General features: G+C 64.6%; 20 protein-coding genes. 12 read left to right on the forward strand and 8 right to left on the reverse strand.

All coding sequences use genetic code 11. The features are described from left to right. Nucleotides 1-8: 8 nt before the first annotated feature. The 3 genes from ACZ7GB_RS18145 to ACZ7GB_RS18155 all read right to left on the reverse strand — a co-directional run bounded on the left by ACZ7GB_RS18145 (nucleotide 9) and on the right by ACZ7GB_RS18155 (nucleotide 2,922). Nucleotides 9-1,403 (reverse strand): pyruvate dehydrogenase complex E1 component subunit beta, encoded by a 1,395-nt coding sequence (locus ACZ7GB_RS18145; RefSeq protein WP_472159852.1) that lies wholly within the window; start codon nucleotides 1,401-1,403, stop codon nucleotides 9-11. A 14-nt stretch (nucleotides 1,404-1,417) separates the two neighbouring features. Continuing rightward, nucleotides 1,418-2,443 carry a pyruvate dehydrogenase (acetyl-transferring) E1 component subunit alpha gene (gene pdhA, locus ACZ7GB_RS18150; RefSeq protein ID WP_078520888.1) on the reverse strand — a complete coding sequence of 342 codons (1,026 nt, stop codon included), beginning with the start codon at nucleotides 2,441-2,443 and terminating at the stop codon, nucleotides 1,418-1,420. Nucleotides 2,444-2,625: 182 nt separating this feature from the next. Further along, entirely contained in the window at nucleotides 2,626-2,922 is a 297-nt protein-coding gene (locus ACZ7GB_RS18155; RefSeq protein ID WP_152844401.1) for an FtsB family cell division protein, read from the reverse strand. Between the two features lie 266 nt (nucleotides 2,923-3,188). On the opposite strand from ACZ7GB_RS18155, the gene ACZ7GB_RS18160 reads away from it, so the two are divergent. Beyond that, nucleotides 3,189-4,133, forward strand: coding sequence for a glycosyltransferase family 92 protein (locus tag ACZ7GB_RS18160; protein ID WP_472159854.1), 945 nt, complete (start codon nucleotides 3,189-3,191; stop codon nucleotides 4,131-4,133). Here the strand turns inward: ACZ7GB_RS18160 and ACZ7GB_RS18165 are convergent. The 3 genes from ACZ7GB_RS18165 to ACZ7GB_RS18175 form a co-directional block, all read right to left on the reverse strand. Continuing rightward, nucleotides 4,095-5,048: a hypothetical protein gene (locus tag ACZ7GB_RS18165; RefSeq protein WP_472159856.1), complete on the reverse strand. Its 954-nt coding sequence runs from the start codon at nucleotides 5,046-5,048 to the stop codon at nucleotides 4,095-4,097. The two genes, ACZ7GB_RS18160 and ACZ7GB_RS18165, sit on opposite strands and share 39 nt — an antisense overlap. Before the next feature lie 181 nt (nucleotides 5,049-5,229). After that, nucleotides 5,230-6,123 (reverse strand): fructose bisphosphate aldolase, encoded by an 894-nt coding sequence (locus tag ACZ7GB_RS18170; RefSeq protein WP_472159857.1) that lies wholly within the window; start codon nucleotides 6,121-6,123, stop codon nucleotides 5,230-5,232. Nucleotides 6,124-6,346: 223 nt separating this feature from the next. Continuing rightward, entirely contained in the window at nucleotides 6,347-7,543 is a 1,197-nt protein-coding gene (locus tag ACZ7GB_RS18175; RefSeq protein WP_078570940.1) for a phosphoglycerate kinase, read from the reverse strand. Nucleotides 7,544-7,724: 181 nt separating this feature from the next. On the opposite strand from ACZ7GB_RS18175, the gene ACZ7GB_RS18180 reads away from it, so the two are divergent. Together ACZ7GB_RS18180 and ACZ7GB_RS18185 are read left to right on the forward strand one after the other, a co-directional pair. After that, on the forward strand, nucleotides 7,725-8,231 hold the full coding sequence (locus ACZ7GB_RS18180) for a peptidylprolyl isomerase (RefSeq protein WP_078520883.1): 507 nt from the start codon (nucleotides 7,725-7,727) through the stop codon (nucleotides 8,229-8,231). Then, nucleotides 8,224-8,829, forward strand: a complete 606-nt coding sequence (locus tag ACZ7GB_RS18185) for a peptidylprolyl isomerase (RefSeq protein WP_078540620.1) — start codon at nucleotides 8,224-8,226, stop codon at nucleotides 8,827-8,829. The genes ACZ7GB_RS18180 and ACZ7GB_RS18185 overlap by 8 nt, the downstream gene beginning before the upstream one ends. Before the next feature lie 117 nt (nucleotides 8,830-8,946). On the opposite strand, the gene ACZ7GB_RS18190 is transcribed toward ACZ7GB_RS18185, so the two are convergent. Further along, entirely contained in the window at nucleotides 8,947-9,882 is a 936-nt protein-coding gene (locus ACZ7GB_RS18190; protein WP_472159859.1) for a nucleoside hydrolase, read from the reverse strand. 195 nt (nucleotides 9,883-10,077) lie between these two features. Between ACZ7GB_RS18190 and ACZ7GB_RS18195 the strand changes: the two genes are divergently transcribed. Then, the gene (locus ACZ7GB_RS18195; RefSeq protein WP_078540622.1) at nucleotides 10,078-10,851 is read left to right on the forward strand and encodes a hypothetical protein; all 774 of its coding nucleotides are present in this window, start codon (nucleotides 10,078-10,080) and stop codon (nucleotides 10,849-10,851) included. Nucleotides 10,852-10,938: 87 nt separating this feature from the next. On the opposite strand, the gene ACZ7GB_RS18200 is transcribed toward ACZ7GB_RS18195, so the two are convergent. Next, nucleotides 10,939-11,940 carry a Fe(3+) ABC transporter substrate-binding protein gene (locus ACZ7GB_RS18200; protein ID WP_246831898.1) on the reverse strand — a complete coding sequence of 334 codons (1,002 nt, stop codon included), beginning with the start codon at nucleotides 11,938-11,940 and terminating at the stop codon, nucleotides 10,939-10,941. 231 nt (nucleotides 11,941-12,171) lie between these two features. On the opposite strand from ACZ7GB_RS18200, the gene ACZ7GB_RS18205 reads away from it, so the two are divergent. The 8 genes from ACZ7GB_RS18205 (at nucleotide 12,172) to ACZ7GB_RS18240 (ending at nucleotide 24,457) form a co-directional block, all read left to right on the forward strand. Beyond that, a complete protein-coding gene (locus ACZ7GB_RS18205) occupies nucleotides 12,172-15,546 on the forward strand; it encodes a transglutaminase family protein (protein ID WP_472159860.1) in 3,375 nt (1,124 codons plus the stop codon). 21 nt (nucleotides 15,547-15,567) lie between these two features. Further along, complete coding sequence (locus tag ACZ7GB_RS18210) at nucleotides 15,568-18,003, forward strand: circularly permuted type 2 ATP-grasp protein (protein ID WP_472159861.1); 2,436 nt, start codon at nucleotides 15,568-15,570, stop codon at nucleotides 18,001-18,003. Nucleotides 18,004-18,007: 4 nt separating this feature from the next. After that, nucleotides 18,008-18,886: a transglutaminase family protein gene (locus ACZ7GB_RS18215; protein WP_472159863.1), complete on the forward strand. Its 879-nt coding sequence runs from the start codon at nucleotides 18,008-18,010 to the stop codon at nucleotides 18,884-18,886. 222 nt (nucleotides 18,887-19,108) lie between these two features. Continuing rightward, nucleotides 19,109-20,707, forward strand: coding sequence for an ABC transporter substrate-binding protein (locus tag ACZ7GB_RS18220; protein ID WP_472159864.1), 1,599 nt, complete (start codon nucleotides 19,109-19,111; stop codon nucleotides 20,705-20,707). A 160-nt stretch (nucleotides 20,708-20,867) separates the two neighbouring features. Next, nucleotides 20,868-21,875, forward strand: a complete 1,008-nt coding sequence (locus ACZ7GB_RS18225; protein ID WP_078520874.1) for an ABC transporter permease subunit — start codon at nucleotides 20,868-20,870, stop codon at nucleotides 21,873-21,875. A gap of 5 nt (nucleotides 21,876-21,880) precedes the next feature. Beyond that, complete coding sequence (locus ACZ7GB_RS18230; protein WP_078520873.1) at nucleotides 21,881-22,780, forward strand: ABC transporter permease subunit; 900 nt, start codon at nucleotides 21,881-21,883, stop codon at nucleotides 22,778-22,780. Between the two features lie 4 nt (nucleotides 22,781-22,784). Next, the gene (locus ACZ7GB_RS18235; protein ID WP_078520872.1) at nucleotides 22,785-23,618 is read left to right on the forward strand and encodes an ABC transporter ATP-binding protein; all 834 of its coding nucleotides are present in this window, start codon (nucleotides 22,785-22,787) and stop codon (nucleotides 23,616-23,618) included. Beyond that, nucleotides 23,615-24,457: a dipeptide ABC transporter ATP-binding protein gene (locus tag ACZ7GB_RS18240; protein WP_078520871.1), complete on the forward strand. Its 843-nt coding sequence runs from the start codon at nucleotides 23,615-23,617 to the stop codon at nucleotides 24,455-24,457. Before ACZ7GB_RS18235 ends, ACZ7GB_RS18240 begins: the two co-directional genes overlap by 4 nt. The last annotated feature ends 134 nt before the right edge of the window (nucleotides 24,458-24,591 follow it).

Raw genomic sequence — 24,591 nt, forward strand, 5'->3', positions numbered from 1 at the left:
CTATCCCCTTACCGGTAGGTGACTTTTTTGACCGCATCGACGACCTCGTCCGAGGTCACGAGCGCCATTTTCTCGAGGTTCGCCGCGTAGGGCATGGGCACGTCCTTGCCGGTGCAGTTGATCACCGGCGCGTCGAGCCAGTCGAAGGCGCGCTCCATGATCACGGCCGACAGGTGGTTGCCGAAGCTTGCCACGGGGAAGCCTTCCTCGACGGTCACGCAGCGGTTGGTCTTGCGCACCGAGGCGAGCACCGTGTCGTAATCCACCGGGCGCAGGGTGCGCAGGTCGATCACTTCCGCGTCGATGCCCTCTTTCTCGAGCTTGTCTGCCGCTTCCAGAGCGTGGCTCATGCCGATGCCCCAGCTGACGATGGTGACATCCGCGCCTTCGCGCCAGATTTTCGCCTTGCCGAAGGGGATGGTGAAGTCCTCCAGATCCGGCACCTCGAACGAACGCCCATAGAGGATTTCGTTCTCGAGGAAGATCACCGGGTTCGGGTCACGGATCGCCGATTTCAGCAGGCCTTTCGCATCGGCTGCCGAGTAGGGCTGCACCACTTTCAGGCCCGGAACGCTGGCATACCATGCGCCGTAATCCTGGCTGTGCTGGGCCGCCACGCGGGCTGCCGCGCCGTTCGGGCCGCGGAACACCATCGGTGCGCCCATCTGGCCGCCCGACATGTAGAGCGTCTTCGCCGCCGAGTTGATGATCTGGTCCATCGCCTGCATGGCGAAGTTGAAGGTCATGAATTCGACGATCGGGCGCAGGCCACCGAAGGCCGCACCGACGCCGAGACCGGCGAAGCCATGCTCGGTGATCGGGGTGTCGATCACGCGGCGGTCGCCGAACTCGTCGAGCAGCCCTTGCGTGACCTTGTAGGCGCCTTGGTATTCCGCGACTTCCTCGCCCATCACGAAGACGGAGTCGTCGGAGCGCATTTCCTCGGCCATCGCATCGCGCAGCGCCTCGCGGACGGTCTGCGTCTTCATCGGCGTGCCTTCGGGCCAATCCGGCGTGGTGTCCGGCTTGGGCATGTCGTCGCCCTCATCCGAGGATTTCGCCTGAGCGGGAGCCTTCGCGGGCTCGCCTTCGTCGTCGCTTTCGGCGGCGTCCGACCCGGTATCGGGCGCTTCGGCCTCTTCGGCGGCGGAGGCGTCTTCGCCTTCTTCCAGCATCACCGCGATCGGGTCGTTGACCTTCACGCCGGAAGTGCCTTCCGCGACGAGGATTTTGCCCAGCGTGCCTTCGTCGACCGCTTCGAATTCCATCGTGGCCTTGTCGGTCTCGATCTCGGCGATGATGTCACCGGCCGAAATCTCGTCACCCTCTTTCTTGAGCCATTTCGCCAGCGTGCCCTCTTCCATCGTGGGCGAGAGCGCGGGCATCAGAATCTTGGTTGCCATCTGTCTTTCCCCCCTCAGGCGTTCTGCGGCGCGACATCGGTATAGATGTCGGTGTAAAGTTCATCCGCGGAGGGCTCGGGGCTCTCCTTGGCGAAATCGGCGGCGCCGTTGACGATCGCCTTGATATCCTTGTCGACCTGCTTGAGCTCGTCCTCGGTCGCGTGCTTGCCGGTCAGCAGAAGCTGGCGGATATGCTCAATCGCGTCGCGCTCTTCGCGCATCTTCTGCACCTCTTCGCGGGTCCGGTATTTCGCCGGGTCCGACATCGAGTGACCGCGATAGCGATAGGTCTTGATCTCGAGAATGTAGGGGCCCTTGCCCGAGCGGCAGTGCGCGACGGCCTTCTCGCCGGCCTGCTTCACCGCCAGCACGTCCATCCCGTCGACTTCTTCGCCCGCGATGCCATAGGCGATGCCGCGCTCGTAGAAGTCGGGCGACTTGGTCGCGCGCTTCACGCTGGTGCCCATGGCGTATTGGTTGTTCTCGATCACGAAGACGACCGGAAGATCCCAGAGCTGCGCCATGTTGTAGGTCTCTGCGACCTGACCCTGGTTCGCCGCACCATCGCCGAAATAGGTGAAGGTGACGTTGTCGTTGCCCTTGTATTTATCCGCGAAGGCGAGGCCCGCGCCGATCGGCACCTGCGCCGCGACGATGCCGTGGCCGCCGTAGAAATGCTTCTCTTTCGAGAACATGTGCATCGAGCCGCCCTTGCCCTTCGAATAGCCGCCATCGCGGCCCGTGAGCTCGGCCATCACGCCTTTCGGGTCCATCCCGCAGGCGAGCATGTGCCCGTGATCGCGATAGGAGGTGACGCGCTTGTCGCCTTCCTTCGCCGCAGCCTCGAGGCCGACGACCACCGCTTCCTGCCCGATATAGAGGTGGCAGAAGCCGCCGATCAGACCCATGCCGTAAAGCTGACCCGCCTTCTCTTCGAAGCGCCGGATCAGCAGCATGTCATGGTAATATTGCTTGAGTTCCTCGGCCGAGACATTCGCGCCCGCTTTGGCGCCGCTCGCCGAGCCTTTCCGTGCTGCCATTGGTCAGACCTCCCTTGGCCGGAATAGTTTAGCGTTAAACCATTCCTTACAGCAATGCCGGGCCGAAGGCAATGACCCTGCGGTATCGCAGGGCAGGAATGGCGCTCACGTTTCAACTAGGGCCGGTGAGGCGGTTTTCGAGCGATGTTTGTGCCGCGAAAATGGGCAGGCCTGTAAGCCTCTCAGCGGATCACGATCTCGTCCGAGCGCATCGCGCCCAGCACTTCGCGCGCCCGGCTGTCGAGGAGGTCCAGATCGAGGTAATCGTCGGAGAGGCGATGGGTCAGGTTGGCCATCCGGTCGACCTTGGCGCGCAGCGCATCGCGCTCGGCGCGCTTGGCGTCGATCTCCGCTTCGATCTGCACGCGGCTGAGAATGCCGTAACGCCCCTGCACGGCGGCAAAGGCGAAATAGGCGCCCAGCACCACCGCCACGGTCACGAAAATCAGAGGCCCGATCGTGGGGCGTCTCATCACCATTGTCCTGCCTCGCTTCTTCGCTGGTCGCGTGCCTGTCCCCCAGACCCGCGCCACGGCCTCTGACGGGCCCTGTGCCTTGAATCATGTCACATGTGATTCGTCATTGGAATCCCCCGGATGATCAATTCTGCAAAGATTTCGCACGGCGTTGCGCTCCGGGTTGCGCATCGGGCGGTCCTTCTCGCATTCGGTCGCCCGTATGCGCGCAGACTTGCCCCGGCGCGCGCATCTGGCTAGGCAGGTTTCGCAGCAGGAAAGGCGCGCATGTGAGCATCTCCGGGTTCATCAAGGCGATCGGGTCGAAGAAGATGCGGCTCTTCGGCATCACCGCGCCGCCCGCAGCCGAAGGGCGCGAGGGGCTGGCCCTCGTCGCCATCGTGAAGAACGTGGGCGACTACATTCTCGAATGGCTGGAATTTCATACGGCGGCCGGCGCGCGCCACGTCTTTCTCTATGACAATGGATGCACTGACGACACGCTGGCCAGGATCGCGGCGTCGCCCTTCGCGACGTCCGTCACCGTGACCCCCTGGCGCATGGCGGGCTACGACCCGGCCACGGAGCGCCGCATCTCGCAGCAGGTCGCGGCCTATGCCCATGCGGTGACGACCTTCGGCGCCGATTTCGAGCGGATGGCCTTCATCGATATCGACGAATTCCTCGTCCCCGATCCCGGGCTGAGCCTGATGGAGGCGATCACGCAGCATGGCGATCACTCCAACATCTCGCTGCCCTGGCACATGTTCGGCCATGCGGGCCACGAGACGCGCCCCGACGGCTGGGTGACGCGCGCCTTCACCGACCGCGCGCCTGTTCCCTACGCCCGCGACAGCGATCTTCTGCGCTTCAAATGCATCGTCGATCCGGCCCGCGTTTCCGCCGTGGGCGTGCATAGTTTCGAGACCGTGGATATGGGCGACCGCACCGCCAACGCGGCGGGGCAGGTGGTGTCGAACCGCGCGCGCAAGCAGGAGAGTTTCTTCACCTCCAGCCCGCTGCAGCTGAACCACTACTACCTCCTGTCGAAAGCCGAGCTGGAGACCAAACTCGCCCGCGGCCCGATCAATTTCGGTGGTGCCGAGGGCTACCGCAAACGCGTGCTTGCTAAAGTCGCCGAGATCGAACGCGCGCCGGTCGAGGATCGCAAGGCGGTGGCGTATTATGACGCGCTCTCAGCCCAGCGGGGCGGCGCGGGTAATAATCTCGGTTAACTGCCGCGCGAGGGCGGCCGGTTCGACCGTCGCGCGCATCGCCTCCATCCGGTCCAGCGCATCACGCCAGAGCGGCCCGCCATAGCTGTCCTGTGCCAGCCGGAACATCTCGGTGATGCTCTCGGGCGTCGGGTCGGTCAGAAACGGATAATCCGCACCGAGCATTTCCACCGCATCGTCGACATCGCGATTGACGAGGATATTCGCGTTGCAGGCTGCGGCGGTGAAGCCCTTCGTAAACGGTTTGTAGCCGCGATTGACGCCATGCGCGGTCTGGCTCTCGGGGCGCACCCCATAATGCAGCGCGAATCTCCCGATCCGAGGCAGGGCGCGTTCGAAATCCTCGACCACCGAGATATCGACCGTCTCAACCTCGGCGCGGATCGCCTCGGGGATCATCGCATTGTCCGGTCGCCCGATATAGCCGCAGGAGAAACCGGACCGCTCGGGCAGCGGCAGCGCCTGCAGGCGTGGGTCGAAATGGTGATGCAGCAACTCGACCGGGCAGGACAGTCCCTTGTCCGCGCAAAGGTCGCGCAGCGCCTGTTGGCCGCGCAGCGAGGCCGCAATCAGCAGGTCGAACAATTCGGGCCGCACATGGCGCAGCTTCATGTCGACCACATCCTGCGCGACGGTGATCCCGCGTTTGCGCAGCGGGGCCAGATGCGCGCGCGTGAGATGCTTTGCCGCGGATTTCACGAAGATACACAGCGCGCCGCGCGGAATGCTGCGCGCCACGGCGCGCATCGCAATCGGCGGCATCACGAGCGCATGGAACGGACGTACAGACAGAGTGATCCCCGGATCGAGATGGGGTCTCAGCAATTCGACCAGCTGCTCGGCCCGCATATAGGCCGACCCACGCTGCGCGAGCGGCCGCGCCATGCGACGAAACAGAACGACATGTCGTTGCACGGAGCCTGCACCTTTCCTGTCTGGGGTGTTCAGCTTTAGCGTGTCCCGGCGTGACGCCGCAAGGTCGCGTGCAATGCAAAAAGCGGGCCGCCTCCCGACGCCCCGCTTCGGCTTGGTTCAAATATCCCGGGGGAACTCCCGCAGGGAGTGGGGGCAGAGCCCCCTGATCGGTTAACCGATCTTACCCCGCCACCGAGGCTGCGTGGATCGAGGTGATCGCCTCTTCCAGCATCGCGTTGAACTCCGCTTCCGACTGCTGGGCCGAGAGGCCCTCGGTCAGTGCGCGCGAGAAGGACGCGATCATGCCGGTGTTCTTGGACAGCTTCTCATTCGCCTCGTCGCGCGAATAGCCGCCCGAGAGCGCCACGACCTTCAGCACCTTCGGGTGATCGACCAGCGGCTTGTAGCGGTTCGGTTCGGTCGGCAGCGAAAGCTTCAGCATCACCTGCTTGCCCTCGGGCACCGTGTCGAGATGGCTCAGAATCTCGGCCAGCAGCATCTGCTCGGCCTCGTCCTTGTCGGCGATCGAGATCGTCACTTCCGGCTCGAGGATCGGTACCAGGCCGTGGCTCAGCACCTGCATGCCCAGCTCGAACTGCTGATCGACGATCGCCTTGATGCCGCCGACATTGGCCGCCGAGATCACCGAACGCTCCTTGGTGCCGAAGATGCCCGCCTTGACCGCGCGCGACAGCAGATCGTCGAGGCCCGGGATCGGCTTCATCAGCTGCACGCCGTTCTCTTCGGCCTCCAGCCCCTTGTCGATCTTCAGGAAGGGCACCACGCCGCGCTTTTCCCAGAGGTAAGTTGCGGTGGGCGTGCCGTCGATCTTGCGATCCATCGTCTGTTCGAACAGGATCGCGCCGACCACTTTCTCGCCGGTGAAGGCGGGGGATTTGATGATCCGCGCACGCATCTCGTGGATCAGGTCGAACATTTCCTCTTCGCCGTTATAGGCGTCTTCCTCGATCCCGTAGAGCCGCAGCGCCTTGGGGGTGGAGCCGCCCGATTGGTCGAGGGCTGCGATGAAGCCGTTGCCCTCGCGCATCTGTTCGGTCTGCTTGGCGTTGGACATGGGAATTCCTCCTGCGGGATATGGTGTTGCCAGAAGGGATAGTTTCCGCGCCGGGGCGATGCAACGCTGGTGACGCTAACATCGCGAAATGGCGTGAATTTTGGCGTGACCTCGCCGCTGCGCGGCGTCCCGCGCCGCGAAAAGACGCGCAAATGAAAAGGGCCGGGGCGCTCTCGCAGCCCCGGCCCGATCGGTCTCTGCGCCCTGTCACAGGGCGCGAAGCTCAGTTCTGCTGGTCGAGCGCGGCTACGCCCGGCAGGACCTTGCCTTCCATCCATTCGAGGAAGGCACCACCCGCGGTCGAGATATAGGAGAAGTCCTTCGCCGCATCGGCCTTGTTGAGCGCGGCCACCGTATCGCCACCGCCCGCGACCGAGATCAGCTTCTCGTCGCGGGTCAGTTCTGCCGCTTTCGCCGCCGCCGCATTGGTCGCCGCATCGAAGGGCGCGATCTCGAACGCGCCGAGCGGGCCGTTCCAGATCAGTGTGCGCGAGTTCTCGAAGACTTTCGTGATTTCCTCGACCGATTTCGGACCGGCATCGAGGATCATCGCATCCGCCGGGCAGGCGTCATTGGCCACGGTCTCGTTCTCGGCGCCCGCCTTGAACTCGCGCGCCACGACCACGTCGACGGGCAGGTGGATCTTGCAGCCCGCGTCCTTGGCCTTTTCCATGATCTCTTTCGCCGTGTCGGCCATGTCGCGCTCGGCCAGCGATTTGCCGACATCGATGCCCTGCGCCACGAGGAAGGTGTTCGCCATGCCGCCGCCGATGATCAGGTGATCGACCTTGGCCACCAGATTGCCCAGCAGGTCGAGCTTGGTCGAGACCTTCGCGCCGCCCACGACCGCCGTCACCGGACGCTCGGGGTCACCGAGGGCCGCCTCGAGCGCCTTCAGCTCGGCTTCCATCAGGCGACCGGCGGCTGCGGGCAGGATCTTCGCAATGCCTTCGGTCGAAGCGTGCGCGCGGTGCGCGGCCGAGAAGGCGTCGTTGACATAGACCTCGCCAAGCGCGCCCATCTCGGCGGCCAGCATCGGATCGTTCTTCTCTTCGCCGGCGTGGAAGCGGGTGTTCTCCAGCAGCAGAACCTCGCCTTTCTGCAGCGCGCCCACGGCTTCCTTGGCGGGGCCGCCGACGCAGTCCTTGGCGAATTTCACCGGGAAGCCGAAGGCCTTCTCCAGCGCGGGCACCAGCGGCTCGAGGCTCATCTCGGGCACGACCTGACCCTTGGGGCGACCGAAATGCGCCAGCAGCACCGGCTTGCCGCCCTTCGACATGATGTCCTGCACGGTCGGCACGATCTTCTCGATGCGCGTGGCATCGGTCACTTTTCCGTTCTCCACGGGCACGTTGATATCCACGCGCACCAGCACGACCTTGCCGTCCAGATCGACCTCGTCGAGGGTTTTCCAAGCCATGAAATCACTCTCCCTATCGGCGCAGGGGACCATCGTGAATGTGGCCCGCTCCCGCGGCTTGCGTTCTTCATGCCTGCGGCGATGGGTCGCGTCAACACGGCTGACCGAACTGCGGCGCTTTGTCCTTGCCGCGCAAGGGCCTCGCTCCTATGGTCGGCCCAAATTTTCAACGGAGGACCCAATGGCCGATATCAAGGATCCCGAGAACACGATCATCATCGAGCTCAAGGACGGGCCGGTCGTGATCGAGCTTCTCAGCGACGTCGCCCCGAAACATGCCGAGCGCATGAAGCAACTCGCCCGCGACGGCGCCTATGACAACGTGGCCTTCCACCGCGTGATCGAGGGCTTCATGGCCCAGACCGGCGATGTCGCGAACGCGAATATGGAAAAGGACTACAATCCGGGCCGCGCGGGCACGGGCGGCTCGCAATATCCCGACCTTCCGGCGGAATTCTCGAAGCTGCCGCATGATCGCGGGACGCTGGGCGCTGCGCGCTCGCAGAACCCGAACTCGGCCAACTCGCAGTTCTTCATCAACTTCAAGGACAACCATTTCCTCAACGGTCAATACACGGTCTACGGCCGCGTGATCGAAGGGATGGACAATGTCGACAAGATCGCGCGCGGCGAGCCGCCGCAGAACCCCGACCGGATGATCTCGGTGAAGGTGGCCGCCGATGCGTAATATCCTGCGCCGTACCGTTCTCGCCGCCGCCGCAAGCCTCGTCGTCGCAGCCCCCGCTGCCTTTGCACAGGACAGCTCGGGCGTGGCCGACACCGGCGGGCCGAAGCTCGTCCTGCAGATCGGCGGTCAGACCGAGGGCAAGGTCGTGATCGACCTGCTCACCGACAAGGCCCCGAAATCCGCCGAACGGCTGATGACGCTCGCCAAGGAAGGCAAATACGACGATGTCGTCTTCCACCGCGTGATCGACGGCTTCATGGCCCAGACGGGCGATGTGCAATTCGGCAAGAAGGGCGGAGATACGTCGATGGCCGGTATGGGCGGCTCCGATCTGCCCGACCTGCCTGCGGAGTTTTCGAACATCTCCTTCCAGCGCGGCATCGTGGGCATGGCCCGCTCGGCCGATCCGAACTCTGCCAATTCGCAGTTCTTCATCATGTTCGCCCCCGCGCCCCATCTCGACGGGCAATATACCGTCGTGGGCCATGTCGTGAGCGGCATGGATGTGGTCGACAAGATCAAGAAGGGCGACGCGGCGCGCAACGGCGTGGTCGACGACCCCGATTACATCGTCAAGGCGACGGTGGAAGACAAGTAAACCGGGCAAGGGGGCTTCGGCCCCCTTTCTCTTGCGCAGGCTGCCACTTTCGGCTTGGCCCAAATATCCTGGGGGTGAATTGGCGCAGCCAAGAGGGGGCAGCGCCCCCTGCGCGCGTCACAGCCGCGCGATCCGCTCGGTCAGAAGCGTGTAGAACCCTTCCGCATCCAGGTCGCCCATGAACATCGCATTCGGCGCCCGGTCGGTCACGCGCCACCAGTCGGCGACGGTCATGCCCATGGTCAGCTCGGACGTGGTCTCGATCTCGACATTGATATGCCGCCCCGAGAACAGGTCGGGCTTGAGCAGATAGGCGATCACGCAAGGGTCGTGCAGCGGCGCGCCCTCGGAGCCGTATTTCGCCATGTCGAACCGCTCGAAGAAGTCGGTCCAGCTGGCGACCGCATGGCCGACGCGCGTGCCGAGATTGCGGAACGCCTCGACGCGGGCGCGGGTTGTGAGCGCCTTATGCGTCACGTCGAGCGGCATCACCACCAGCGGCACGCCCGATTTGAACACGATTTCCGCGGCTTGCGGATCGACATGGATATTGAATTCGGCGGCGGGCGTGGTGTTGCCCACCTCGAAATAGGCGCCGCCCATCAGCACGATCTCTGCGATCTTCTCGGCGATGTCGGGGGCGCGTTGGAGCGCGGTCGCGATATTGGTGAGCGGGCCCAGTGGGCAGAGCGTCACGCTGCCGGCGGGATGGGCGCGCAGCGTCTCGATCAGGAAGTCGACCGCGTGTTGGTCCTGCAGCGCCATCTGAGGTTCGGGCAGTTCGATCCCGTCGAGCCCGGTCTTGCCATGGACATATTCCGCCGTGACCAGGTCGCGTGCGAGCGGCCGGTCGCAGCCCGCATAGACCGGCACATCCGTCCGCCCGGCCAGTTCGCAGACCACGCGCGCGTTCTTCGACGTCAGCGTCAGCGGCACGTTCCCGGCGACACAGGTGATGCCCAGAACTTCGAGGTCGGGGCTGGCCAGCGCCAGCAGGATCGCCACCGCGTCATCCTGCCCGGGATCGGTATCGATGATGATCTTGCGCGCCATATTCGCCTCCTTCGCGGGTCCGGCGCGACCTTGGCGCGGCGGCGCGGCGATGTCCAGATATGGGGAGGGATGACCCTCGGGCACACCAAATCGACATTACCTATGCGTGTGTTCGCCGCGAAGCTTTCCTGCGGACGGCCACATTTGGCCACATTCGGTCTCTAGACCACTATCTGCAGGGAAGGACACCCAGACATGAACCAGCATCACATCTTCATCGCAGCGCCCGCTTCGGGTGGAATGAGTGGCCAGATGGCAAGAACGCTTGGCTGTGGGCAGGACGCTTTGGCCCGCGCAGGCTATGGTCCGGCGGTGATCGGGGCTGCGGCTGGCGGGCGTGTCCACCTCGATTCGCAATTGATCGGCGATGCGGCGGCGGGGCTCTATCACCTTTTCGCCCGGGCTCAGGAACGGGCCGAGCGGTTCCGCGAGGCGCTGAGCGGTTCGGTCGGGCGCGTGGTGCTCTACGCACCGAGCTATGAAGACTATTACCCGGCGCTCTGGCGTGATCTCGCCGCGCGCCGTCCGCTCAAGCCCTTCGCAGAGTTGACGCCGCGCCTGATGGCGCGTCCGCGCCGCTGGGTGAACGTGGTGCGCGATCTGAAAGCCGGTCTCAACCCGCGCGAAATCATCGTGTTGCCGCATGGCTCGAAGATCGGCGAGGCGATGGCCGCGCTGGTGCCGGGCGCCTCGCTCGATCCCGCGCCCGATGCTGAGACCGCCCATGCCGATACGGTGATCGCGATGATGCAGCGCCTGCACCATTCGGGCGTCGTGATCGGGCCGAAACAGAAACGCCGTCTGGCGCGGTTCCATCACCAGCAGCCGCAAGGCACGCCGATCGCCGAGTTCGATCCGCTCGACCGGGCCTCGCTGCAGCGTCGCTACGAGCAGGATCTGGAGCAAATGGCCGCGATCGACGGCGTGCGCATCGGCCCCGACGAGGCGCTGCAGATCGCGGCCCAGTAACCGCTGCGGTTGCGCTCCAATTCCGGACAATGAGAAAAGCGGCGCCCGCTGGACGCCGCTTTCTGTGTTTTTGATGCGGGAGCGCGATCAGCCGTCGAGATCGACCTCGTCGATCAGCTTCAGCGCGGTCGGGCGCAGCTCGGCCAGTTTCGCGAGGTCCAGCGTGTCCGGCGTGAATTCGCCCCAGCTTTGCACCAGTTCGGAGCGCGCAACGCCCGGCTTGATCGGGAATTCGTGGTTGGTCTGGGCGTAGATTTCCTGCGCCTCATCCGAGACGAGGAATTCCATCAGCTTGAGCGCGTCCTCGCGGTTCGGCGCGGATTTGGTCATCGCCATGCCCGAGACGTTCATATGGGTGCCGCCTTCCTCGAAAACCGGGAAGGTGATGCGCACGGAATTGGCCCATTGCGCCTGCTCGGGATCGGCGAGCATCTGACCCATGTAATAGGTGTTGCCCAGCGAGATGTCGCATTCGCCTGCCCAGATCGACTTCACCTGGCTGCGGTCGTTACCTTCGGGGGTCTTGGCGAGGTTCGCCTTCAGCCCTTCGAGCCATTCCTTGGTCGCCTCTTCGCCGTGATGGGCGAGATAGGCCGAGGTCAGCGCGACGTTGTAATCCGAGGTGAAGGAGCGGGTGCAGATGCGGCCCTTCCATTTATCGGAGGCGAGGTCTTCATAGGTCGTCACTTCGCCATCGGCCACGCGCTCTTTCGAGGCATAGACGATGCGGGCGCGCGAGGTCAGGCCGAACCAGTGGTTCTGCGGGTCGCGGAATTCGGCCGGGATCGCGTCTTGCAGCGCCGGGTCCTCGACCGCCTGCGTCACGTCCGCATTCACCACTTCGCTCAGCCGCGCGATGTCGACGGTCAGCACCAGATCGGCGGGGGAGCGGTCGCCCTCGGCTTTCAGGCGCTCGACCATGCCTTTCTCGACATAGGCGATGTTCACCGCGATCCCGGTCTCTTCGGTGAAGGCGTCGAGCACGGGCTGGATCAGTTCGGGCTGACGGTGGGAGTAGATGTTCACATCCGCAAGCGTCGGCGTGGCGAGGGCCGTGCCCATCAGGGCGAGGGCGAGGGTCCGGGTCATTGAAGTCTCCATTCGCGTTTTCGTGAGCGAAGAGGTAGCGGGCGCTCACGAACGCGTCAATGCCTGAGTGAATTGATCGGAAATATTTTGCCGCTGCCTGCCTGCCCGCTTTTTGGGCGTTCGATTGACCAATGGGCAGGGGCAGGGCGCATTTTTTGAAATTGCGGCTTTTACCGGAGCGCCGCCTCCGTCATCGTGAAAACGCGAAGACTTATTGCGGGAGCGAGACTTATGGCGATCCATGCCAGCATTTATCACCTGACCCATTACACCTATGACCGCCCCGTAACGCTCGGCCCGCAGATCATTCGCCTGCGGCCTGCACCGCATTCGCGCACCCGGGTGATCTCGCATTCGCTCAAGGTCTCGCCCGGCGGGCATTTCGTGAATCACCAGCAGGACCCCTATGGCAACTGGCTCGCGCGCTTCGTCTTTCCCGAGCCGGTGACCGAGCTGAAGATCGAGGTGGACCTGACGGCGGACATGACCGTCTACAACCCGTTCGACTTCTTCACCGAGGAGTTCGCCGAGGAATGGCCCTTCGACTACCCCGAGGAGCTGCGCGACGACCTGTCGATCTACCGCACCCCCGAGCCGGAAGGCCCGCGTCTGGCGCAGTTCATCGGCGAGATCGACTACACGATCAAAGGGACGGTCAATTTCCTCGTCGCGCTGAATGCGCATATCTCGAAGGTGGTGGATTACACGATCCGCATGGACCCCGGCGTGCAGACGCCCGAGGAGACCTTGGCGAAACGCTCGGGCTCGTGCCGGGACAGCTCGTGGCTGCTGGTACAGGTGCTGCGGCATCTGGGGTTCGCGGCGCGGTTCGTGTCGGGCTACCTGATCCAGCTGAAACCCGATCTGGAGGCGTTGGATGGGCCGTCTGGCACCGATCACGACTTCACCGATCTGCACGCATGGTGCGAGGTCTTCATCCCCGGCGCGGGCTGGATAGGTCTGGACCCGACATCCGGATTGCTGACCGGCGAGAGCCACATCCCGCTGGCGGCCACACCCCATTTCCGCAATGCCGCCCCGATCTCGGGGGGCTTTTCCTCGGTCGGCAGCCCGGAGGTAAGTTTCGCCTTCGACATGACCGTGGACCGGGTGGCCGAACATCCGCGCATCACCAAGCCGTTTTCCGACGAGGCATGGGAGCGGCTCAATGCGCTGGGGCGCAAGGTGGATGAGAGCCTGAAAGCGGGCGATGTGCGCCTGACGATGGGGGGCGAGCCGACCTTCGTCTCGATCGACGATTTCGAGAGCGACGAGTGGAACACCGCCGCCGTGGGGCCGCAAAAGCGTGCGCTGGCCGATGAGCTGATCCGGCGGCTGCGCGATCGCTTCGCGCCGGGCGGTTTTCTGCATTACGGGCAGGGCAAATGGTATCCGGGCGAGAGCCTGCCGCGCTGGACCTTCTCGCTCTACTGGCGGCGCGACGGCAAGCCGATTTGGCGCGACGAGGATCTGATCGCCAAGGAGGGCGACAAGACCGGCGCGGGGCCGGAAGAGGCAGGCACGCTGATGCGGGGCATTGCCGAACATCTGGGGATCGAGCCCGATCACGCCCAGCCCGCCTATGAAGACCCGGCCGAATGGATGCTGAAAGAGGGCAATCTGCCGGAGAATGTCACGCCCGAGGACAGCAAGCTGAAGAACCCCGAGGATCGCGCGCGTTTCGCGCGGGTCTTCAATCGCGGGCTGGAGACGCCCACGGGTTACATCCTGCCGGTGCAGCGCTGGCAGGCCAAGGCGCAGCCCGGCCATCGCTGGCGCTCGGAGAAGTGGAAGACCCGGCGCGGCAAGCTGTTCCTGATCCCCGGGGACAGCCCTGCGGGGTTCCGTCTGCCGCTGGGCGCGCTACCCTATGTGCCGCCCGCGCAATATCCCTATCACTACGTCACCGATACCTCGCTGCCCAAAGGCGATTTGCCCGACTTCCATGCCGAGATGGAAAAGGCTGCCGAGAAGGGGCTGGTCGACAAGCCCACCGAGGAACACAGCCAGCCCGTCTCCGAGGCGCAATCGGCCGAGCCGGGGCAGCGGATCGTCGAGCAGGATCTCGATACCATCGACGGCGTCGTGCGCACCGCGATCTCGGTCGAGCCGCGCGACGGGCGGCTTTGCGTCTTCATGCCGCCGACCGAGGATCTGGAGGATTACCTCGAACTGATCGCCGCCGCCGAGGAAAGCGCCAAGGCGATGGGCCTGCCGATCCATATCGAAGGCTACGCCCCACCGCATGATCCGCGCCTCAACGTGATCCGGGTCGCGCCCGATCCCGGCGTGATCGAGGTGAATATCCATCCCGCTCATAGCTGGGAGGATTGCGTCGCCACCACCGAGGCGATCTATGAGGAGGCCCGCCAGTCCCGGCTGGGGGCCGACAAGTTCATGATCGACGGGCGCCATACCGGCACGGGGGGCGGCAACCATGTCGTGGTCGGGGGGGAGACGCTGCTCGACAGCCCCTTCCTGCGCCGCCCCGATCTGCTGAAGTCGCTGATCCTGATCTGGCAGCGGCACCCGTCGCTGTCCTACCTGTTCTCGGGCCTCTTCATCGGCCCGACCTCGCAGGCCCCCCGGATCGACGAGGCGCGCCATGATACGCTCTATGAGCTGGAAATCGCACTGAGCCAGATCCATCCGCCCGAGGCCGGGAACGTCCCGCCGCCATGGCTGGTGGACCGGCTGCTGCGCAACATGCTGACCGATGTCACCGGCAACACCCACCGGGCGGAGATCTGCATCGACAAGATGTATTCGCCCGACGGGCCGACCGGTCGCCTTGGCCTCGTCGAGTTCCGCGGCTTCGAGATGCCGCCGGACCCGCGCATGTCGCTCGCGCAACAACTGCTGCTGCGCGCCATCATCGCGCGGTGCTGGAATGCGCCGGTAGAGGGGCGTTCGGTGCGCTGGGGGACGGTGCTGCATGACCGCTTCATGCTGCCGCATTACCTCTGGGAGGATTTCACCGATCTTCTCGCCGACCTGCGTCGCCACGGCTTCGATCTCGATCCGCAATGGTTCGAGGCGCAATCGGAGTTCCGCTTCCCCTTCTGCGGTCAGATCGAGGCCGAAGGCGTGCATCTCGAGATCCGTCAGGCGCTCGAGCCGTGGCATGTGCTGGGAGAGACCGGCGCCATTGGCGGCACAGTGCGCTACACCGACAGCTCGGTGGAGCGTTTGCAGGTGAAGATGACCTCGCTCCATCAGGACCGCTACAAGGTAATGTGCAACCGGCGTCCCGTGCCGCTCGCCCGGACACAGGAAAGCGGTGTCTCGGTCGCCGGGGTACGCTTCAAGGCGTGGCAACCTGCCGAGGCGCTGCATCCGACGCTGCCGGTCAATGCGCCGCTGACCTTCGATATCTATGACGACTGGACGGGCAGGGCGATCGGGGGCTGTGTCTATCACGTGGCCCATCCGGGGGGACGCAACTACGACACCTTCCCGGTGAATGGCAACGAGGCGGAAGCCCGCCGATTGGCGCGCTTCGAGGGGCACGGTCATACACCGGGGGCCTATCGTCCGGAACCGGAGACCCCCCATCCGGAGTTCCCCCTGACGCTTGACCTGCGACGTCCTGTCGGGCTGAGTTGATCCGAGCCTAACGGAGACCCGATGCAAAGCCCCGATACGCCCGACGCTGCGAGCCCGCTCGAACAGCACCCGCTTCTGGCGGGCTATGCGCCCGTGCCGGGCGTGGCCGACGAGCTGTTCGAACGCTCCGGTGCGATGCGGCGCGTCTGGCGGCCCTTCGTGGAGAAGTTCCTGCAGCTCGAGCCGGGAGAGATTCCGCAGCGCTTCGAACGCGCCAATCAATATCTGCGCGATGCGGGCGTCTATTACCGGCAATATTCCAACGACGTTCTAGCCGAACGCGAATGGCCGCTGAGCCATATCCCCGTCGTCCTGCATGAAAGCGAATGGTCGGGTATCTGCGAGGGGCTGGCACAGCGCGCCGATCTCCTGGAGGCGGTGATGGCCGACCTCTACGGGCCGGGAAATCTCGTCTCGAACGGGCATCTGCCGCCCGAACTGATCGCAGGCAACGCGCATTGGATGCGTCCCATGGTGGGGGTGGAGCCCAAGGGGGGGAATTACCTGCATTTCCTCGCCTTCGAGATAGGGCGCTCACCGGACGGGTCGTGGTTCGTGCTGGGGGATCGGACACAGGCGCCCTCGGGGGCGGGTTTTGCGCTGGAGAACCGGATGGCCACGGGGCGCATCTTCCCCGAGAGCTTCCCGCGCGATCATATCCACAAGCTCGCCACCTTCTTTGGCGATTTCCGCGCCGCGCTGGAGACGCTTGCGGGGCGGGGCGAGGGCGATATGCGCCGCGCCGCGATCCTGACGCCGGGCCCGGCCAATGACAGCTATTACGAGCATACCTATATCGCGCGCTACCTCGGCCTGTCGCTTCTCGAAGGCGAGGATCTGCTGGTGCAGAATGGCGAGGCGATGGTGCGCACGATCGAGGGGCCGCAACCCTTGGGCGCGCTCTGGCGGCGGATGGATGCGGGCTTCGTCGATCCGCTCGAGATGGACCCCGACACCCAGATCGGCACGCCCGGCCTGATGGAGGCGGTGCGCGAGGGTAATCTCGCAATGGTCAACGCGCTGGGCGCAGGCGTGCTGGAGACCCGTGCGCTGATGGCCTTCCTGCCGAAGATTTCGCGGGTGCTGACCGGGCAGCCCCTTGCCATGCCCAATATCGCGACATGGTGGTGCGGCGGCGCGTCCGAGCGCGCCCATGTCCGCGCCAATGCCGAGACCATGATGATCGGACCCGCGATGGCGGTGAACCTGCCTTTCGATCTGGATGCCGCGACCGCGCTGGGCGGGCAGTTCCGCTCGGGTGCGGAGGCGCCGATCGCGGATTGGCTGGAGGCCGAGGGGCGGCATCTGGTGGGGCAGGAGGCGGTGACGCTGTCCACGACACCCGCATGGCATGACGACGGTCAGGGCGGCGGCTCGGTCCGGCCCTGTCCGATGACGGTGCGGGTGTTTGCGGCGCGCACGCCGCAGGGCTGGCAGTTCATGAAGGGCGGCTATGCCCGGATCGGGCCGGAGGGCGATGCGACCGCGCTGTCGATGCAGCAGGGTGGGGCCGTGGCCGATGTCTGGATTGTCTCGGACAAGCCGGTGCCCTCGGCGAGCATGGCGCCGCGCCAGCCCGGCACCTTCCGCCGCAAGATCCCCGGCACGCTGCCCGCGCGGGCCGCCGACAACCTTTACTGGCTCGGCCGCTATATCGAGCGCTGCGAGGACTCGATCCGGGTGATCCGTGCCTATCACCTACGCCTCGCCGCGACAGGCAGCCCGGAAGACGCGCGGTTGGCTCGTCTGGCGGAGTTCCTCGGCGCGCACGGGTTCGATATCTCGCAACCCGTGCCGGATGCACTTTTGCAGCGGCTCGATGCGGCGCAGGCCTGTGCGTCGAAAGTGCGTGACCGCTTCTCGACCGATGGGTGGCTCGCGCTGAAGGACCTATCGAAGACCGCCCGCGGGATGGTGAGCACCGCGCGCCCCGGCGACGATACGGCGCGCGCGATGGGGGTACTTTTGCGCAAGATCACCGGGTTCTCCGGTCTCGTGCACGAGAACATGTATCGTTTCGAGGGCTGGCGCTTCCTGTCTATCGGTCGGGCGCTGGAACGCGCCGACGGGATTGCCGCGCTGCTCATCCGTTTCACCGCCGAGGATGCGCCGGAAGGTGCGCTCGATCTGGCGGTGGAGGTGGCCGACAGCGTCATCACCCACCAGCGCCGCTACCGGGTGCGCACCAATCTGGAGACGGTGCTGGACCTGCTGGTGCTCGACGCCGCCAACCCGCGCGCAATTCTGTTTCATCTCAATCGGTTGAAGGGGCTTCTTGATGAGCTTCCCGAGGCCGAGGTGGCCGGGCGTCCGGGCGATCTGCTGCGCGCGCTGATGCCGTTGCGCACCCAGCTCTCGGTGATCGAACCCGAGGAGGTCACGCCCCAGATGTTGCAGCAGATCCGGTCGGACCTGTTCCGGCTCTCCGATCTCGTGTCGCAGAAATATCTGAGGTAAGCGAATGCGTTACGAGGTGAAGTTAAAGCTGAGCTACCGGTATAACGCGCCCTCCGATCACGCGCGGACGCTGCTGCGGGTGCTGCCTTCGGACATTGCGGGGATGCAAACGGTCACGTCGCGACTGCTCAGCTTCGATCCGCCGCCCGATGAGCGCCACGACTCGCGCGATTTCTTCGGCAATACGATGACCTCGGCGGTCTGGCACGCGCCGATCGCCGAGATCGGCGTGACCCTCACCGCCAAGATTGACCGGGGGCTCGCGGAGCCGGGGCTGGACCTGTCCTCGCCGCGCGAGGAGTTGGCGCAGGAGATCGCCCAGTTCCGCAGCCTCGCGCCGAACGCGCCGCATCATTTTCTCGCGGCCTCACGCCGTGCGGCGCCGACGAAGGAGATGACGGAGTTCGCTCAGGCGCAGTTGCAGCCAGGCCAGACCGCGCGCGGCGCGATCGAGGCGGTGGGCCGCGCGTTGCATCGTGAGATGCGCTTCGATGCGGGCGCGACCGATGTGAACACGCCCGCAGCCGAGGCTTTTGCGAACCGCCACGGGGTCTGTCAGGATTTCAGCCATATCATGATTTCCTGCCTGCGCGGGGTGGGGATCCCTGCGGGCTATGTCTCGGGCTTCCTGCGCACCTATCCGCCGCCCGGCCAGCCCCGGCTGGAAGGCGCGGACGCGATGCATGCCTGGGTGCGCGCCTGGGCGGGCGCCGAGACCGGCTGGGTCGAGTTCGACCCGACCAATAATCAATATGCGGGCGAGGATTACATCACCGTCGGCTACGGGCGCGACTATGACGACGTGCCGCCCCTGCGCGGGGCGATGCGCGGCGCAGGCGGTCAGCAAAGCGCGCAGGCGGTGGATGTGATCCCGCTCGATTGAGCCTGCGCAACCCCGGCGCGCCATCGTGCGGCGCGCCGAAGGATTCGCACGAAAGCTTCACTGGCTCGTGACCCGCGACGTCGCGGCATTCATTGACCACGTGATCAAAGCACGATTTACTCCTCACCAGTTTGTGTTTGAACCGTCCCACGATGTCGCGGCTGTGCGACCGGAGGGGGCGGCAGCACTCACGAAAAGACCAACCAACAGGAAGGACAGACCATGACCATTCGCTCGATGCTTTTGGCGGGGGCTGCCGCGGTGATGATGACCGCAGGCGGAGCCGGCGCCAAGACGCTCGTTTATTGCTCGGAAGCGTCGCCGGAAGGCTTTGATCCCGCGCCCTATACCTCGGGCACGACGTTCGACGCCTCGTCGCACCCGGTCTACGACCAGCTCGTCGAATTCAAGCCGGGCACGACCGAGATCGAACCGGGCCTGGCAGAAAGCTGGGACGTCTCCGACGACGGCCTGACCTACACGTTCAACCTGCGAAAGGGCGTGAAATTCCACTCGGTCGAGGGCTTTACCCCGAGCCGCGATTTCAACGCCGATGACGTGATTTTCTCGTTCGACCGTCAGGGCAACAAGGACAACCCCTATTACGCTTACGCGCCGGGCGTTTCCTATGAATACTATGCCGGCATGGACATGCCGACGATCATCAAATCGATCGAGAAAGTCGACGATTACACGGTGAAGTTCACCCTGTCCGAGCCGAACGCGCCGTTCCTTGCCGACCTCGCGATGGACTTCGCGTCGATCATGTCGAAGGAATATGCCGACAAGCTCGCCGGCGAAGACCGCAAGGCCGACATCAACAACGTGCCGGTCGGCACCGGTCCTTTCTCCTTCGTGGCCTACCAGAAGGACGCCGTGATCCGCTACAAAGCGAACCCGGATTATTTCAAGGGCAAGACCCCGGTCGACGATCTGATCTTCGCGATCACCCCCGATCCGGCGGTGCGCATGCAGAAGCTGCAGGCGGGCGAATGCCAGATCATGCCGTACCCGTCGCCGGCCGACATTCAGGCGCTCAAGGACGACTCGAACATCAAGGTCGACGAGCAGCCCGGTCTGAACGTGGCTTACCTCGCCTACAACACCACGCAGGCGCCGTTCGACAAGCCGGAAGTCCGCAAGGCGCTGAACATGGCGATCAACAAGGACGCGATCATCGACGCGGTCTTCCAGGGCGCTGGCCAGGTTGCCAAGAACCCGATCCCGCCGACCATGTGGTCCTATAACAAGGACATCAAGGACGACGCCTACGATCCTGAGCAGGCTAAGAAAATGCTCGACGAGGCTGGCGTCAAAGATCTCGAGATGAACATCTGGGCGATGCCCGTGCAGCGGCCCTACATGCCGAACGCACGCCGCACCGCGGAACTGATGCAATCGGATCTCGCCAAGGTCGGCGTCACCGCGAACATCGTCTCCTACGAGTGGGGCGAGTATCTGAAGAAGTCGAAAGATCCGACCCGTGACGGTGCGGTGATCCTCGGCTGGACCGGCGACAACGGCGACCCGGACAACTTCCTCGCGGTTCTGCTGGGCTGCTCGGCGGCTGAAAGCGGTGCGAACCGGGCCTTCTGGTGCGATCAGAAATTCGACGATCTGATTACCAAGGCGCGTCAATCGAGCGATCAGGCCGAGCGTACCAAGCTCTATAAAGAGGCTCAGGAAGTCTTCAAAGAGCAGGCGCCGTGGGACACCATCGCCCACTCGACCGTGTTCATGCCGATGTCGACCAAAGTCAGCGGCTACGTGATGAGCCCGCTGGGCGGTCACGACTTCTACGGGGTGGACATCTCGGAGTGATCCTGAGAATACCCGCGTGATTGGGGCGTCCGGGAGACCGGGCGCCTCGCAATACTTTTAGGGGCCAAACATCGGAGACCGATGACCGCTGGCGCAACTGGGTGCGGCGGGCAGGGGCTCCCAACAGGTTCCGAAGAGAACCGCAAACAGGACCGGTGACATGTTACGTTTCATAATCGGCAAGATCCTCTGGCTGATCCCCACGCTGATCGGCATCACGATCGTGGCCTTCGGGTTCGTTCGGGTGCTGCCCGGGGACCCGGTGCTGCTGATGGCAGGCGAGCGCGGGCTTAGCCCCGAACGCCATGCCGAGCTGGCGCATCAGCTCGGCTTCGACCGCCCGCTCTGGCAGCAATATCTCGATTTCATCTGGCAACTCGCCCATGGCAATCTCGGCGACAGCCTCGTTACCCACAAGCCGGTGCTGGGCGAGTTCTTCGCGCTGTTCCCGGCCACGCTGGAGCTGGGCGTCTGCGCGATGTTCCTCGCCGTCGTGATCGGCGTTCCGATCGGCGTGCTGGCCGCGATCAAGCGCGGCTCGTGGTTCGATCAGGCGACGATGGGCACCGCGCTCGTGGGCTATTCGATGCCGATCTTCTGGTGGGGCCTGCTGCTGATCATCCTGTTCTCGGGCATCCTGCAATGGACGCCGGTCTCGGGGCGCATCTCGCTGATGTATTACTTCCCCAATGGCACGGGCTTCATGATCTGGGACGCGCTGATGTCGGGGCAATCCGGCGCGCTGACCTCAGCGCTGAGCCACCTGATCCTGCCGGCGGTCGTGCTGGCGACGATCCCGCTCGCGGTGATCGCGCGCCAGACCCGCTCGGCGATGCTCGAAGTGCTGGGCGAGGATTACGTGCGCACCGCGCGCGCCAAGGGGATGCCGCCGCGCCGCGTCGTGGGCGTCCACGCGCTGCGCAATGCGATGATCCCGGTGATCACCACGATCGGCCTGCAGGTCGGTATGCTGATGGCGGGCGCGATCCTGACCGAGACGATCTTTTCCTGGCCGGGCATCGGCAAATGGATGGTCGATTCGATCTCGCGGCGTGACTACCCCTCCGTGCAGGGCGGGCTGTTGATGATCGCGCTGATCGTGATGTTCGTGAACCTGATCGTGGACCTGCTCTACGGTCTGATTAACCCGCGTATCCGGCATAGGTGAGTGACATGTCCGAAGTGACCGAAACCGATATTCCGGCCGGCACGCGCCGCGCGCAATTCGCCGAGTTCTGGTTCTATTTCAAAGAAAACCGTGGGGCCGTGATCGGTCTGGTGGTGTTCGCCCTGATCGCGCTGGCCGCGATTGCGGCACCGTTGATCTCGCCCTTCGACCCCGACACGCAGTTCCGCGACGCGCTTCTGGCGACGCCGCTGACGCATGATGCCAACGGCACCTTCCTGATGGGCACTGATGCGGTCGGGCGCGATATCCTCTCGCGCCTTCTGTTCGGCGCACGCTTCTCGCTGTTCATCGGCGTGATGGTCGTGCTGCTCGCGCTCTCCGTGGGGGTGATCCTCGGCCTGCTCGCCGGTTGGTTCGGCGGCTGGGTCGATACCGTGATCATGCGGGTGATGGATATCATCCTCGCCTTCCCGTCGCTGCTCTTGGCACTCGTCTTCGTGGCGGTGCTCGGCCCGGGGCTGATCAACGCGATGATCGCCATCGCCATCGTCTATCAGCCGCATTTCGCGCGCCTGACCCGCGCGGCCGTGCTGTCGGAGAAAAACCGCGATTACGTCATGGCCGCACAGGTCGCGGGCGCGGGCCATATGCGCCTCATGTTCCGCACGGTGCTGCCGAACTGCCTCGCGCCGCTGATCGTGCAGGGCACGCTGAGCTTCTCGAACGCGATCCTCGACGTGGCGGCGCTTGGCTTCCTCGGCATGGGCGCACAGCCGCCGACCCCGGAATGGGGCACGATGCTGTCGGAAGCGCGCGAGTTCATCCTGCGCGCCTGGTGGGTCGTGACATTCCCGGGTCTCGCGATCCTCGTGACCGTGCTGGCGATCAACCTGATGGGCGACGGCCTTCGCGACGCGCTCGATCCGAAACTGAAGCGGAGCTAAGCCAATGTCCTTGCTGAAAATCCGCAATCTCACCGTCGAATTCGACACCGCCCAAGGCGCCTTCCGCGCCGTGGACGGGATCGATGTCGAAGTCTCGGGCCGCGAAGTGCTCGCCATCGTGGGCGAATCCGGCTCGGGCAAATCGGTCTCGATGCTCGCGGTGATGGGGCTTTTGCCGCCCACGGCGACGATCACCGCCGACGAGATTACCTATGACGGGCGCGACATGCTGAAAATGTCGGGCCGCGAACGTCGCCAGATCATCGGGAAAGAAATCTCGATGATCTTCCAGGAGCCAATCTCCTCGCTCAACCCCTCCTTCACCTGCGGTTACCAGGTCGAGGAAGTGCTGACGCGTCACCTTGGCCTGAAGGGCAAGCATGCCCGCAAACGCGCGCTGGAGCTGTTCGAGCAGGTGGGCATCCCCGATCCCGAGCGGCGGCTGAACAGCTACCCACACCAACTCTCGGGCGGGCAGTGTCAGCGCGTGATGATCGCGATGGCCATCGCCTGCAAGCCGCGCCTGCTGATCGCCGACGAGCCGACCACCGCGCTCGATGTGACGATCCAGAAGCAGATCCTCGATCTGCTGATGAGCCTGCAGGAGGAATACGGCATGGGGCTGATCATGATTACCCATGACATGGGCGTCGTGGCCGAGACCGCCGACCGCGTCTCGGTCCAGTTCAAGGGCCGCAAACTGGAGGAGGCCGACGTGCTCTCACTCTTCGAGAACCCGCAGCATCCCTACACCCGCGCGCTGCTGGCCGCGCTGCCGGAGAACGCGACCGGGGACCGTCTGCTGACCGTCGCCGATGGCTGGGAGGGCGTGCAATGAGTGTGATCCTCGAAGGGCGCGACATCACGCGCGACTACATCGTCTCGGGCGGGTTTCTGCGCGGGGCGAAGACGATCCGGGCGCTGCACGGAATCTCGTTCTCGCTCGAGCAGGGCAAGACGCTGGCTATCGTCGGCGAATCCGGCTGCGGCAAGTCCACGCTGGCGCGCATCCTGACGCTGATCGACCCGGCCAATTCGGGCGACCTGTATATTCAGGGCGAGAAGATCGACATCAAGGAAACCAAGGTGACCTCCGCGCTGCGCGCCAAGGTTCAGATCGTTTTCCAGAACCCCTATTCGTCGCTCAACCCGCGCCAGAAGGTGGGCGAGGTTCTGACCGAGCCGCTGATCATCAACACCGACATCCCCGCCAAGGAGCGCCGCAAGCGCGCCGAGGAGATGCTGGAGAAGGTCGGGTTGGAGCGGCAGCACTACAACCGCTACCCGCACATGTTCTCGGGCGGTCAGCGCCAGCGGATCGCGATTGCGCGCGCACTGATGCTGAACCCGCAGATCCTCGTGCTGGACGAGCCGGTCTCGGCGCTCGATCTGTCGGTGCAGGCGCAGGTGCTGAACCTGCTCAAAGACCTGCAGGACGAGTTCGACCTGTCCTATATCTTCGTGAGCCACGATCTCTCGGTCGTGCGCTATTTCGCGGATGAGGTGATGGTGATGAATGCGGGCGAGGTGGTGGAATACGCCTCGCGCGATCAGATCTTCGCCAATCCGCAGCACGAATATACCAAGACCCTGCTGGCGGCGACGCCGATCGCCGATGTCGAGAAGATCCGCGAGCGGGTCGAGCGCCGCAAGGCGTTCTTGGCTGCGGAGAGCTGAGGGCAGGGCGGCTTCTTAGGGGGGCGCTTGGAGTTAGGAAATGGGCCCGGGGCGATGCGCCTCGGGCCTTTTCGTTTTGTGCGGGGGTTGCAGCCCATACGTTGGCCCGGGCGACCAGCCCGGGCCGCGCCCGA

It is taken from the genome of Thioclava sp. PTB-PU3-1 (assembly GCF_055666785.1).

Excerpts from the sequence above, each read along its gene's own strand:
- ACZ7GB_RS18215 (WP_472159863.1), top strand. The coding sequence starts at position 18,008 with ATGCGTTACGAGGTGAAGTTAAAGCTGAGCTACCGGTATAACGCGCCC.
- ACZ7GB_RS18185 (WP_078540620.1), top strand. The coding sequence starts at position 8,224 with ATGCGTAATATCCTGCGCCGTACCGTTCTCGCCGCCGCCGCAAGCCTC.
- ACZ7GB_RS18200 (WP_246831898.1), bottom strand. The coding sequence starts at position 11,940 with ATGACCCGGACCCTCGCCCTCGCCCTGATGGGCACGGCCCTCGCCACG.
- ACZ7GB_RS18170 (WP_472159857.1), bottom strand. The coding sequence starts at position 6,123 with ATGTCCAACGCCAAGCAGACCGAACAGATGCGCGAGGGCAACGGCTTC.
- ACZ7GB_RS18175 (WP_078570940.1), bottom strand. The coding sequence starts at position 7,543 with ATGGCTTGGAAAACCCTCGACGAGGTCGATCTGGACGGCAAGGTCGTG.
- ACZ7GB_RS18190 (WP_472159859.1), bottom strand. The coding sequence starts at position 9,882 with ATGGCGCGCAAGATCATCATCGATACCGATCCCGGGCAGGATGACGCG.
- ACZ7GB_RS18155 (WP_152844401.1), bottom strand. The coding sequence starts at position 2,922 with ATGGTGATGAGACGCCCCACGATCGGGCCTCTGATTTTCGTGACCGTG.
- pdhA (WP_078520888.1), bottom strand. The coding sequence starts at position 2,443 with ATGGCAGCACGGAAAGGCTCGGCGAGCGGCGCCAAAGCGGGCGCGAAT.
- ACZ7GB_RS18240 (WP_078520871.1), top strand. The coding sequence starts at position 23,615 with ATGAGTGTGATCCTCGAAGGGCGCGACATCACGCGCGACTACATCGTC.
- ACZ7GB_RS18145 (WP_472159852.1), bottom strand. The coding sequence starts at position 1,403 with ATGGCAACCAAGATTCTGATGCCCGCGCTCTCGCCCACGATGGAAGAG.
- ACZ7GB_RS18235 (WP_078520872.1), top strand. The coding sequence starts at position 22,785 with ATGTCCTTGCTGAAAATCCGCAATCTCACCGTCGAATTCGACACCGCC.
- ACZ7GB_RS18180 (WP_078520883.1), top strand. The coding sequence starts at position 7,725 with ATGGCCGATATCAAGGATCCCGAGAACACGATCATCATCGAGCTCAAG.
- ACZ7GB_RS18225 (WP_078520874.1), top strand. The coding sequence starts at position 20,868 with ATGTTACGTTTCATAATCGGCAAGATCCTCTGGCTGATCCCCACGCTG.
- ACZ7GB_RS18205 (WP_472159860.1), top strand. The coding sequence starts at position 12,172 with ATGGCGATCCATGCCAGCATTTATCACCTGACCCATTACACCTATGAC.
- ACZ7GB_RS18195 (WP_078540622.1), top strand. The coding sequence starts at position 10,078 with ATGAACCAGCATCACATCTTCATCGCAGCGCCCGCTTCGGGTGGAATG.
- ACZ7GB_RS18210 (WP_472159861.1), top strand. The coding sequence starts at position 15,568 with ATGCAAAGCCCCGATACGCCCGACGCTGCGAGCCCGCTCGAACAGCAC.
- ACZ7GB_RS18220 (WP_472159864.1), top strand. The coding sequence starts at position 19,109 with ATGACCATTCGCTCGATGCTTTTGGCGGGGGCTGCCGCGGTGATGATG.
- ACZ7GB_RS18230 (WP_078520873.1), top strand. The coding sequence starts at position 21,881 with ATGTCCGAAGTGACCGAAACCGATATTCCGGCCGGCACGCGCCGCGCG.